At 41.9% G+C, this 13,008-nt stretch carries 5 protein-coding genes; 3 read left to right on the top strand and 2 right to left on the bottom strand.

Going from position 1 to position 13,008, the window contains the following annotated elements:
• Window positions 1-651: 651 nt before the first annotated feature.
• Window positions 652-1,656 carry an aromatic ring-hydroxylating oxygenase subunit alpha gene (locus V7K42_RS12190; protein ID WP_334916464.1) on the top strand — a complete coding sequence of 335 codons (1,005 nt, stop codon included), beginning with the start codon at window positions 652-654 and terminating at the stop codon, window positions 1,654-1,656.
• A gap of 579 nt (window positions 1,657-2,235) precedes the next feature.
• Here the strand turns inward: V7K42_RS12190 and ftsH4 are convergent.
• Together ftsH4 and V7K42_RS12180 are read right to left on the bottom strand one after the other, a co-directional pair.
• Entirely contained in the window at window positions 2,236-4,101 is a 1,866-nt protein-coding gene (ftsH4, locus tag V7K42_RS12185) for an ATP-dependent zinc metalloprotease FtsH4 (RefSeq protein WP_334916461.1), read from the bottom strand.
• Window positions 4,102-4,362: 261 nt separating this feature from the next.
• The gene (locus V7K42_RS12180; RefSeq protein ID WP_334916459.1) at window positions 4,363-4,548 is read right to left on the bottom strand and encodes a DUF2949 domain-containing protein; all 186 of its coding nucleotides are present in this window, start codon (window positions 4,546-4,548) and stop codon (window positions 4,363-4,365) included.
• A gap of 995 nt (window positions 4,549-5,543) precedes the next feature.
• On the opposite strand from V7K42_RS12180, the gene V7K42_RS12175 reads away from it, so the two are divergent.
• Window positions 5,544-9,719, top strand: a complete 4,176-nt coding sequence (locus V7K42_RS12175; protein ID WP_334916463.1) for a chemotaxis protein CheB — start codon at window positions 5,544-5,546, stop codon at window positions 9,717-9,719.
• A 1,691-nt stretch (window positions 9,720-11,410) separates the two neighbouring features.
• A complete protein-coding gene (locus V7K42_RS12170) occupies window positions 11,411-12,700 on the top strand; it encodes a glycosyltransferase family 4 protein (protein ID WP_334916458.1) in 1,290 nt (429 codons plus the stop codon).
• Window positions 12,701-13,008 lie beyond the last annotated feature (308 nt).

Below are 13,008 nucleotides of genomic sequence, written 5' to 3'. Positions count from 1 at the left end.
TTTGGCTATGCTTTAGGATTTTCGTTTACAACATACACAATTTCTGGTTTTTGTCAAAGCTTTTGTTAAGAAAGATGTTTATAATGGATAGCTTAGTAAGGGGGGAAATCCGGTTCTCCCCCTTACCAAGGGAGGAAATCCGGTTCTCCCCCTTACCAAGGGGGAGTTAGAGGGGGTGAGAAGGATTTGTGTGTACACCGTAGCCTTTATAAGGGGGGTCTATTCGACTTATGCAAGAGGTCTAATGTAAGCGATGAATGTCGCAATGTTAAAGATGAATATTGCGATATCAATAAGTAAAATTGTAATATTGGTGATAAATGTCGCAATATAGCTTATACATACCACGATGTTAAGGATGAATATTGCGATATTAATAAGTAAAATTGTAATTTTAGTGATGAATATCGGGATATAACTTATCAATATGGCGATGTTAAGGATGAATGTCGTGATGTTAGCGACTAGACATGCAACATATATAAGAATCCAGTTTGATTTGGAGAAAATATACGTAGGATGTGTAAGCACGGAGAGTACGGCATCAAACCCATGATAATAGTGCGTTACGAACTCCCCACACTCCCCACACTAGGGCTATTTCTCGCGAGAAATCCAGGTCAAAGTCCCCCAATCTATCATCAAACCATTATGCAAATCTTCAATAATTGGAATGTAATTGCAAAAGGTTGGTATATTGCCTGTTCTAGTCATGAAATACCAAAAAGAACAGTAAAATCTGTAGAATTATGTGGCCATAAAATTGCCATTTTTAGAGGTGAAAATGGGCAAGTGCGAGCTTTGGATGCTTACTGCCCTCATTTGGGTACAGATTTAGGGATTGGAAAGGTTGATGGTAATTGGATTCGTTGTAAATTTCATCAATGGGCATTTGATGAAACAGGTATTTGTCAAAATATACCCTGTCAATCAGAAATTCCTACTCAAGCTAAATTACAAGCTTATGCAACAGAAGAAAAGTATGGATTTATCTGGATTTATCCAGATACCAAAGCACCAGAAAAAGTGGCTGATTTCGATGAGCTAAACACTAAGAAAATTGTTACACAAGCTGATATTGCTTTTGAAAGAAGTTGCCATCATCATATTTGTATGATGAATGGGATTGATGCTCAACATTTAAAAACAATTCATCATTTAGATATCAAAATGGATCTGTCACTACATCAGAGCGACTTAGGCACGCAAATTGACTTTACAATGCGGGGACAATTTCCTCAAACTACCTTTAGAGAAAAATTAGGTCAAAGATTTCTTGGTTCTACATATCAGTATTCAATGCGTTATGCTCATGGTTGCATTGGTTTATTAACAATAATGAAAGATGTCCGGCTTTTTCCTCCACTATATATGATATATGCTTATACTCCAATTGCCCCTGGAAGAACCAGAATTCAACCGATTTATGTAACTGAAAAGCGTAAAGGTATTGTGGGATATCTGCTAAATCAGTTTTTGCTATTTTGTACTCGTTTGGCTTACTATATGCTCCGAGATGAAGATGGCAAAATTTACGACAATATTCGCTTTAATCCGAAGTTGCTCCTTAGTATCGATCAGCCATTAGCTCAATATATAGAGTATGTAAACCAGCTAAAACCGTCTCGATGGTCAAAAAATAGAGATATAGAATAGTAAGCTAATTGACATTTAAGCTGAATAATATAGGAATCCGGTTTGTATTTGAGAGTGGCATGATAGGCTTTTGATCCCCCCAACCCCCCGATAAATTGGGGGGCAAAAGTCTCTTAAAGTCCCCCTTTTTAAGGAGGATTTAGGGGGATCTCGAATGACTATGCACCTTAACCGAGCTGTATTGAATAGACCTATAGACCTCTTGCATAAGTCGAGTAGACCCCCCTTAATCCCCCCTTATAAAGGCTACGGTGTACACACAAGTCTTTTAGAGTTGCGTCATAGGCTTTTGATCCCCCCAACCCACCGATAAATTGGGGGGCAAAAGTCTCTTAAAGTCCCCCTTTTTAAGGGGGATTTAGGGGGATCTCGGATGACTATGCACCTTAACCGAGCAGTATTGAATAGACCCCCCTTAATCCCCCCTTATAAAGGGGGGAAACTTGAAATGCTGCGCCCTCCCCAACACATTGGGGAGGGTTGGGGAGGGGTGATTTAAGGATTTTTGCAAGAGGTCTAATGCAAAGGGACGCAAAGCTATACTCTGCGTCCCTCTGTGTAGAAATTACGAATTACGAATTACGAATTAGCTACGGGTTTAACCTGACTTAGCAAACTGTGTAGTTTTTCCCCTTCAATGACTTCTGTTTCTAAGAGTTGAGTTGCGATCGCTTCTAGCAAGTCTCGATTTTCTGTAAGAATCTTTAAGGCTTGTTCGTGGGCTGTTTCTACAATTTCCTTGACTTCGCTATCAATGGCTTTGGATGTGTCTTCACTCACCGCCCGGCGGGGATTAGCCCCACCATTACCTAAAAACATCGATTGTTGACCTTGTTGGTAAGCCAATGGCCCTAAGACTTTGCTCATACCATAAGCTGTTACCATCCGTTCTGCCAAGTCAGTTGCTCGTTGCAAATCGTTGGAAGCACCTGTTGTAATACTGTTAAAGACAATCTCTTCGGCGGAACGTCCACCTAATAGAGTTGCAATTTGACCCCGCAATTCTGTTTCATTCATCAAAAAGCGGTCTTCAGTTGGTAATTGCAGAGTGTAGCCCAAAGCAGCCATCCCACGGGGAATAATTGAAATCTTTTCTACACGACCGTTTCCTGTGGTTAGCGCCCCGACCATTGCGTGACCAACTTCATGGTATGCAACAATCTTTTTCTCAGTCTCGTTCATCACCCTACTCTTTTTCTCTAAGCCGGCGACTACCCGCTCAATTGCTTCGGCAAAGTCTTCTTGAGCAACACTTTCACGCAGATTGCGGGCTGCTAATAATGCGGCTTCATTGACCAAGTTTGCCAAATCTGCACCAGCAAAACCAGGAGTACGAGTAGCGATCGCTCTTAAGTCTACATCATTTCCTAATTTTACCTTTTGAGCGTGAATCTTGAGAATTGCTTCCCGACCAGATAAATCAGGGCGGTCTACCAATACTTGGCGGTCAAAGCGGCCTGGACGCAGCAATGCAGAGTCAAGGCTTTCGGGGCGGTTGGTAGCGGCTAGGACAATCACTGTTGCGTCGCCGGCTGCAAACCCGTCCATCTCTGTTAGTAACTGGTTGAGGGTCTGTTCTCGCTCATCATTACCACCGTAGAAGCCGTTACTGCTACGAGATTTACCAATTGCATCTAATTCATCAATGAATACTATACAAGGAGCCTGTTTTTTGGCCTGCTCAAACAAATCCCGCACTCTGGAAGAACCGACACCGACAAACAATTCTACAAACTCAGAACCAGAGATGCTAAAAAATGGAACTCCTGCTTCTCCTGCTACGGCTTTTGCTAAAAGTGTCTTACCAGTACCAGGAGGGCCAACTAACAGCACACCTTTGGGAATCCTAGCGCCAATTTGCGTAAAGCGTCCTGGAGTCTTGAGAAAATCCACAATTTCCACTAACTCAGTTTTTGCTTCTTCTACCCCAGCCACATCTGCAAAGGTAATTTTAGCTGATTCGCCTTCAACGTAAACCTTAGCTTTGCTCTTACCAATGGAAAGCGCACCTTGGGGGCCACCGCCGCCACCACGAGACACAAAGAATTGCCAAATCCCAATAAAAATTAGTGGTGGGATCACCCAACTTAACAGGGTTGTAAACCAAGTATTTTTGGGTGGAGGTGTAGCAGCAAACTCAACTCCCTTTTGTTCTAGCAGTTTGGGTAACTCTAAATCAAAGATTGGTGTAGTTGCAAACACCGCGCCCGGTTCGGCATTTTCTGTTTTTAGTTCGTAGAGGATCTGGTTTTGACCAACAGAAACGCGGTTGACTTCGCCTTCTTGTACTTGATGAATAAACAAGCTGTAAGGAACACCAGTAGGCCCAGAAGCAAATAAACCAGGCAAAAATAAATTTAAGAGCAGGAATAGTCCTGATACTGCCAGTAATATATTAGCAACGATCCGAAACCGAGGTGATTTAGGTTGTTCTTTAATTGCCATAGATGTTGTTACCAATCCTTAAAATGAAAACTGTTGAGAATGTGACTTTGTATGAAAGTCCACTATTTACTATTCAAATAGTTGAAGCAACAGCTTAGAGCCTATTTATAAAGTAAATAAAAAGTTAGGGTGTGTTACGGCTGTGTAAGAATTTGAAGGTTTGAGAAAGTCTAATTAAGCCGTAAAGCACCATATTTTCAGGTGTGTTACGCGCTGCTTTAACGCACCCTCCAATTTAAGGTTTACTTTATAAATGGTCTTTTATGCTGTTTCCAACCAATCAAAAATTTGGGATAACTGATCTAGTGTTACCAGTCCATACTGCCAAAGGGTCATAGCCAGAAAGTTGGGAGTCTGCTCGCAATGTCGCAAAGCAAGAGAAATTGCTCCACCAGAAAGACCCAAATCTTCTTCTAAAAAATGCACTAATTTATCTGTAGCTTTCATCGCAATATTAAATAATGTTGATTAAACCTTATTTCTGACAGAGCTTGACTTTTGTGGTCTAAAGTCCAGGCTGCATAAATAGTTTTTCTGTTTGTCTTGATTGTTAAGCATACTAAGGTTTCTCATAATTTCTCCCATTTAGCAATGTTTTTTTGCAGCATTTTTTTATTTATGTAACTAAACTTAACAATTAAATTAATCTTTGGGAACTAACAAGCAAATACGGTTTACCGTACTCAAAGACTTAACACCACTGAAAATGAGAAAACTTTAAGAGGATGAATGAACAAGTCCTTTTGTTGGTATCAAAAATTTTAGATCCCCCTAAATCCCCTGCTCAATTGGGGGACTTTGATTCTTCCCCCTTTTTAAGGGGGACTTTAAGAGACTTTTGCCCCCCTTAAAAAGCTACGGTGTATACACAAGTCGTATTACCCCCCTTAATCCCCTTATAAAGAAGGGAAATAATATTTCCGGTTCCCTCCCCTTTATAAGGGGAGGGTTAGGGTGGGGTAAAACCTGAGTTCTTCAGCTATTTTCAGACTTGTGTGTACACCGTAGCCCTTTTGAAGGGGAGCCAACGCGGTCTTGGGGGTTTCCCCCATGAGCGACTGGCGTGGATTAGGGGGGATCTAAAAGTGCCTAAAGTCACAGCGAAACACTTGTTCATTCATCTTCTAACGTCTATAACGCTGTTCAAGAAGATATAGAGATTGTGAGACGTAAAGAGAAATTTCCATGTTCTCTTCCATACCTCCGTGTTACCTTTTTTAATAATGATTTATATCTCTAGATAGATATCAAGAGAGCGGAGCGATCGCAAATACTCAATTAGGTTAAAATCAGTACGCTCGTAGCGATATATACAGGCTATGGCTACGCAAAATCTAATTGCAAGTTTGGTATAAATTCTTGTATGGTTGCAAAGAAGACAAGTATTATACCAATAAATATTAATGTAGACTATTAAGTGATATTCTCATGTTTTGGCTAACATGTTTGACGTAGAGCAAGAAGGCAATAAAGATGCTTTATTTCCCATCGTTGGTATTGCCGCCTCTGCGGGTGGATTAGAGGCATTTACGGAATTGCTCAGACATTTGCTTGCTGATACAGGGATGGCATTTGTGCTGATTCAGCACTTAGACCCCAACCACAAGAGTCTATTGAGCGAGATTCTGGGAAGACTAACTAAAATGCCCGTCAATGAAGTGCAAGACGGCGTAACTGTAGAACCAAACCAGGTCTACGTTATTCCGCCTAACACTAAGATGATGTTGTCTAAGGGAGTGTTGCAACTCACGCCGCGAGAGAAAATTCAGGGTAAATATATGCCTGCGGATGCGTTCTTTACTTCATTGGCAGCAGAGCGAGGGCAGAAAGCGATCGCAGTGGTTTTATCTGGAGCGGATGGAGACGGTTCGCTGGGGCTAAAGGCAATCAAGGCAGCGGGAGGGGTGACTTTTGCTCAGTGTGAAGACACAGCAAAATTCGATAGTATGCCCAATACAGCTGTAGCCACTGGGAATGTCGATTTTATTCTGCCGCCTCAAAAAATTGCCGAGGAACTGGTAAACCTCAGTCGCAATCCTTTGATTTCTAACTCATTGACACTGATCGCAAGTGATAAGTTGCCCGAACAGGGAGATGCCCTGACGACTATATTTATGTTATTGCGATTGCAAACTGGCGTTGACTTCAGCCACTACAAACCCAACACCCTCGATCGCCGAATCCAGCGCCGAATGCTGTTGTATAAACTAGAACACTTAGAGGATTATGCCGAGTATTTGCAAAAGAATGCGGGTGAAGTCAAGGCGCTCTATGAAGAAATTCTGATCCATGTAACCCATTTTTTCCGCGATCCCCAAGCATTTCAACTCTTGAAAGTGCGAGTCTTTCCTACCATCATCCAAAACAAATCAGCAGAGTCGCCGATTCGGATTTGGGTAGCTGGGTGTTCGACGGGCGAAGAAGTGTATTCTATTGCCATCTCCTTGCTGGAGTTTTTGTCAGATAAAGCAATCTTGCCGTCGATCCAAATTTTTGCCACAGACATCAGCGAGATAGCGATTGATAAAGCGAGAGCGGGCATTTATGCAGAGAATCAAATGGTGGAAGTCTCACCAGACAGTCGCCGCCGATTTTTTAACGCCCTTGAGGGCGGTGGATATCAAATCAGCAAAGCTGTGCGCGAACTATGTGTGTTTGCCCGGCAAGACTTGGGCAGCGATCCCCCTTTTTCTAACATAGATTTAATTAGCTGCCGGAATGTACTGATTTACTTGGACGAAACGTTGCAAAAACGGATATTGCCCATCTTTCATTACAGTCTTAAGCCGACTGGCTTTTTGCTGCTAGGGACTTCAGAAAGCACAGGTAAATATTTGGACTTGTTTACTCAAGTTGATAAAAAGTATAAAATTTATAGCAAAAAGTTAACTGGAATTCACCCAACTTTCTCGTTCATTACCAGCAATTATCCGGTTGCAAAAGTGGATGAATCAAAGCCGACCAATGAGAATCCATCCGATGAGATGGATTTACAAAGAAAAACTGACCAACTAATCTTAAATCGCTATGCCCCAGTGGGTGTGACGATTAACGACAAGATGGATGTGCTGCAATTTCGGGGAGAAATTGATATCTATCTCAAACTTGCACCTGGTAAACCAAGTCTTAACTTATTTAAAATGGTGCGCCAAGGCTTGCTCATCGAGCTACGAGCGGCAATTTATCAGGCGCAACAGCAAAAAACTCTAGTTAGAAAACAAGGGTTACGAATTGAAGATGGCGAACTTTCAAAAATCATCAATCTTGAGGTGATTCCATTCAAGCCTGCAACTAACAAAGAACTCTACTTTCTGATTTTATTTGAACAAGTGCCACCCACGGTTAACAACCTCAACACGATAAATCCTGAAAGTTTAGAGCAGCTAGACTCAGAGCGAGAGATTGTTCGGCTCAGGCTTGAACTTGCAGCTGCCATCCAAGAGCGGGCTAAAACTCAAGAATATCTACAAGCGGTAATCCAAGAGCAGGAGGACATCAATCAAGACCTGAAAGTTGCCAATGAAGAAATCATCTCCAGTAATGAAGAGTTGCAAAGCACCAATGAAGAACTAGAAACTGCCAAAGAAGAAATTCAGGCCACCAACGAAGAACTCAACACAACCAATGAAGAACTTCGCTCTCGAAATCAGGAATTACACCAAGCTAACAACGATCTCACGAATTTGCTGGCCAGTATCAATATTCCCATTTTGATATTGACTTTAGATTTACGCATTCGACGTTTTACGCCAATGGCGCAGCGACTTTTCAATTTAATTCCCGCCGATGCTGGACGACCTTTGAGCGACATCAGAGCTAATCTCGATGTTTCTGACTTAGAAACTCTAATTTTGGAGGTACTTGACACACTCAGCATCAAAGAATTAGAAGTCCAAACTTTAGGGGGACATTGGTACAACCTCCGCATCCGTCCTTATCGCACTACAGAAAACAAGATTGACGGTATAGTGTTGGTGTTAGTAGATATTGATAGTTTTAAATGCAGTGCCGTAATCTTAGAAGAAGCCCGGAATTACGCTGAAGCGATTGTGGAGACGGTACAAATACCGTTAATCGTCCTTGATTCTGATTTGCGGGTGAACAAAGCCAATCGGTCGTTTTATGAAACATTTCAGGTTTTACCATCAGAGATAGCCCAATCTCTGATTTTTGAACTAGGAAACGGTCAATGGAACATACCCGGACTGCGATCGCTTTTAGAAGGCGTTCTTGACAATGGTACCACTATTGAAAACTGGGTAGTAGAGCATCATTTTGAGCGGATTGGGAATAAAACCATACTGCTCAATGGTTGGAAAATTATTCAACAGGGAGATGCCCAAAGAATTTTGCTGGCCATTGAAGATATTAGCGATCGCAAACAGTTTGAGTTAGAGCGATCTAAGCTTCTGGCACAGGAGCAATCAGCCCGTCAACAGGCGGAAATTGCCAACCGAGCCAAAGATGAATTCCTGTCGAACCTCTCTCATGAACTTCGTAACCCGCTCAATACTATACTGGGCTGGACACAACTTTTCCGCACCCGCAATTTAGATTCTTCAGCCCTCGCTCATGCCTGGGAAGTGGTGGAGCGGAGTGCTAAAGTGCAAGCTCAGTTAATCGATGATATGCTCGATATCTCCCGGATTACGAGTGGAAAGCTTCATTTAAACACTCGTCTAATCGATTTGGTTTCAGTAGCGGATGCCGCCATTGAGTCTATCGAATTTTCCGCAGAGGCGAAAAACATTGAAATTGTTTCAAACTTGAACTCGGCAACGGTTGTCGGAGATTTTGATCGCTTACAGCAAGTTTTGTGGAATATACTTTCTAACGCGATTAAGTTCACTCCAGATGGTGGGCGAGTGGGAATTATGCTCGAAGCTGTATATACTCATGCTGAACTTCGAGTCAGCGACACAGGAGTTGGTATCCGGGCAGACTTGCTACCTTATGTTTTTGATCGCTTCCGCCAAGGAGATTCCAGCAGCAGCAAAACAACTCAGGGACTTGGATTAGGCTTGTCAATTGTCCGTCATGTTGTAGAACTTCATGGTGGAACAGTTGAAGCGCAAAGTCGAGGCGAGGGACTAGGAACCACCATCGTCATCAGGCTGCCTCTGCGCTCAATACCGTTGGAGATTACACCGCCAACTGATTTAGAGCCGAGCGGTTTGTCGGAGATGGACACATTAGATGGTAAAAATCCACCTCTTACCCTTGAAGGGTTATGCATCTTGGCTGTAGACGATCAAGTGGATAGTCGCGACTTAATCAGGTGGATGTTAGAAGAGTTTGGGGCTGAAGTAATAGTTGTGACATCGGCAAGGGAAGCGATCGCTGCTTTAACTGAATCTCCTGGCAAATTCGATCTGCTTCTAGCAGATATTGGGATGCCAGAAGAAGATGGTTTTTCCCTGATTCGTAAGGTGAGAGCGCTTGCAGCTGAAGCCGGGGGACAAATTCCAGCAGCAGCAATCACTGCCTATGCCACCGAACAAGAGCGACAAAGGGCAATTGATGCAGGTTTCCAAGTGCATCTAGCTAAACCGCTTGACTTGACTCAATTAATATTGATGATTGCAAATTTGACTGGACGAGCTACAGATAATTCCTAATGACGCTCTCTACAAGACGCTAAGAGGATGTTTGAACAAGTCCTCTCGTTGGTAGCAAAAGTTTTAGATCCCCCTAAATCCACGCCACATGCTCCACTTGGGGAGACCCCAAGACCGCAGTGGCTCCCCTTAAAAAGGGGGACTTTGATTCCATTTCCCCCCTTTTATAAGCTACGGTGTATACACAAGTCGTATTACCCCCCTTAATCCCCCCTTATAAAGGGGGGAAATAATATTTCCGGTTCCCTCCCCTTTATAAGGGGAGGGTTAGGGTGGGGTAAAACCTGAGTTCTTCAGCTATTTTCAGACTTGTGTATACACCGTAGCCTTTTTAAGGGGGGCTAGGGGGGATCTCTAAGTGCCTAAAATCACAGCCAAATACTTGTTCAAACAACCTCTAAGAGCGAACGAATACTTGCTAACGTAATTCATCAGTGAGGCAATACCGCTCAGTTAAAGTGCATAGTCATTCGAGATCCCCCTTAATCCACGCCAGAGAGAGAACTTTCACACCAGGAGAGCGATCGTTTTTTCGACCTAAAAACCCGCCGAGTCGAGCAATCCGACAACTTGAGCTATCGGTGGTGTTAGATGAGGATAAGGGACTTCCAAATAAAAAAATATCCCAAATTTTCTTGTGGGGTGGGCCGAAAAGCCATTGGTGTCAAGTTAATGTGAAACCCTTATAAGAATTGGATATTGAGTTCATTGACTTGCGATCGCGATCCGCGTTACCCCACCCGAACCCTCCCCTTATAACTGTGCGTTCGCTCATTTTTGACCAGAAAATTTAATTAATCCTTACAGGGCTTACAATATAGGCTCCACAGGCAATTCAGGCATTTTTAGCTAAAACAAGGTTTTATCCATTTTTATGGTTTATACCCCTCTGCGCCTTAAATAGATGCTTCTAGAAGCCGAATATAAAAGTAACAAATCTTACTTTGTATTGGCTGCTTACTTAAAAATAGCTCTTTCCCCTTTAAATTAAAGCTTTAATTCAATTTCGAGTTTAAAAATAAGCGAACGCACAGTTATAAAGGGGAGGGAACCGGATTTCATGTTTCCCCCCTTTATAAGGGGGGATTAAGGGGGGTAAAACGGCTGTAGGATAAAACTTTGTTCCAAAACCTCACAAAATAAGTGTTTATCTTCATTGATTTATTACACTTAACCCCGTGGCTTCATGCAGTATTTATCTATACGTATTGATAGCTACTCAAGACTTAATGTTGAGTAGTTAGTGTCTTTAAACTCTTGAAAAACTTGGATGCTCATCAATCAATGCAAAACTGATGACTTAGTTAAACATACTTCATGTGCCAGTTGAAAAGGCGGAATATCGATTCTATACATGAGATTAAATATAATGCTACAATCTCCTAAGTGTAAAATTAACGATTAAATTCACTTTAAAAGAAGTGAAGAGTTATCACATAATATATGGTGAGAAACTTCAATCAGTGAATAGTCAACATTTCTCGGCGATCGCTGAGAAATGGAAACTCTATGTAGATAAATCTTACCCAAGTAACAAAACCAATACCTCGTTAAAATTGATTTTACTTATGATTTTTTAAATCATAATTTTATCACAACCAAAATTTAAATAATACACATAGCAGATACTACTGAAATTAGTAATAAATTCACTGATATCGGGTTGTATTTACAAAATTCACAAATAGCTCATGCACATTCTGATCTATTCCTACAACTATCATCCAGAGCCGATTGGAATTGCTCCGTTAATGACTGAATTGGCAGAAGGACTAGTAAAGCGAGGTCATGAAGTGCGGGTCATTACCGGGATGCCCAACTATCCTCAGCGCGAAATTTACGATGGATATCGGAATCAATGGTACGTTACTGAACAAAAAAATGGTGTCATTATTCAGCGAAGCTACCTCAGAATTAAATCTAAACCTAACCTCGTAGATCGGCTGTTATTGGAGTTGAGCTTTGTTTTCACAAGCTTACCCCAAGTTTTTAAAGGTAAACGTCCAGATGTGATTATCTTAACCGTTCCACCTTTACTAGGTATCTTACCAGCAACAATATTTAGTTGGTTATACAACTGTCCGCTAGTTCTGAATGTGCAGGATATTTTACCAGAAGCTGCTGTGCGTATCGGGCTACTGAAAAATAAGTGGATGATCCGAACTCTTACAGTTTTAGAAAAATTTGCATATCGGACTGCACACAGTATTAGCGTCATCGCCGATGGGTTTCGTGAGAATTTAGTCAAGAAGGGAGTACCTGTTAATAAAATTGTTTGTATTCCTAATTGGGTGAATGTAAATTTCATCCGCCCTTTACCAAAACAGAACAACTCTTGGATATCTAGTCATCAACTAGATGGGAAATTTATAGTACTTTATTCGGGCAATATTGCTCTAACTCAAGGTTTAGAAACAGTAATAGAAACAGCAGTTTGCTTACGTCATATTAGAGATATTGTCTTTGTGATTGTTGGTGAATCAAAAGCATTGCAAAGGTTGCAGGAATATTGTCTATTACATGGAGCAGATAATGTTTTGCTGCTACCGTTGCAGTCACGAGAAAAACTACCCGAAATGCTAGCAGCATCTGATGTGGGATTAATTGTGCAAAAGCGCAATGTGATTTCGTTCAATATGCCCTCAAAAATACCACTGCTGCTAGCAAGTGGTCGTCCGATTATAGGTTCAGTTCCCGCCAATGGTACTGCTGCTAGAGCGATCGAACTTAGTGGTGGTGGAATAATTGTGGAGCCAGAATCGCCTGATGCAATGGCTGCTGCGGTGCATGATTTATATACCGATCCGATTGGATGTGCGAGGCTAGGTCATGCAGGAAGACAGTTTGCTGAAGAAAACTATTCTTTAGAACAAGCACTCGATCGGTATGAGTGGCTCTTTTCTCATATTATTGCTAATCGAAAATCAACTATTGGTATTTTGCCAAAATTCAATTCTAAGGAATCAGTTGTTGATGGGTGAACTACCCACACTGATTTGACGGTACAGTATGGGCTTTCGGCTACACATAAGCTGTTGTGTTTTTAATTTGCACATTGAGACAGCAGGGGAGCAGGGGAGCAGAGGGGCAGAGGGGTAGAGGAGCAGAGGAGCAGGGGAGCAGAGGAGAGGGTTTAGAGGATGTTTTAAAAGTCCTCTGGTCGGTAGCAAAACGTTTTAGATCCCCCTAAATCCCCCTTCAAAAGCTATCCATTATAAACATCTTTCTTAATACAAAATTTGACAAAAGTCAGCAGTTATGGGGAGGAGGATGAAGGAAAAAAATCACC

Source organism: Nostoc sp., assembly GCF_036917455.1.
GTDB lineage: Bacteria > Cyanobacteriota > Cyanobacteriia > Cyanobacteriales > Nostocaceae > Nostoc.
Note: the sequence above shows the minus strand (reverse complement) of the source record. Positions and strands in the feature narration are given on the sequence as shown.

Bases quoted from the DNA above. Each gene is read 5' to 3' on its own strand.
- V7K42_RS12170 (WP_334916458.1), top strand. From the start codon at position 11,411: ATGCACATTCTGATCTATTCCTACAACTATCATCCAGAGCCGATTGGA.
- V7K42_RS12175 (WP_334916463.1), top strand. From the start codon at position 5,544: ATGTTTGACGTAGAGCAAGAAGGCAATAAAGATGCTTTATTTCCCATC.
- V7K42_RS12180 (WP_334916459.1), bottom strand. From the start codon at position 4,548: ATGAAAGCTACAGATAAATTAGTGCATTTTTTAGAAGAAGATTTGGGT.
- ftsH4 (WP_334916461.1), bottom strand. From the start codon at position 4,101: ATGGCAATTAAAGAACAACCTAAATCACCTCGGTTTCGGATCGTTGCT.
- V7K42_RS12190 (WP_334916464.1), top strand. From the start codon at position 652: ATGCAAATCTTCAATAATTGGAATGTAATTGCAAAAGGTTGGTATATT.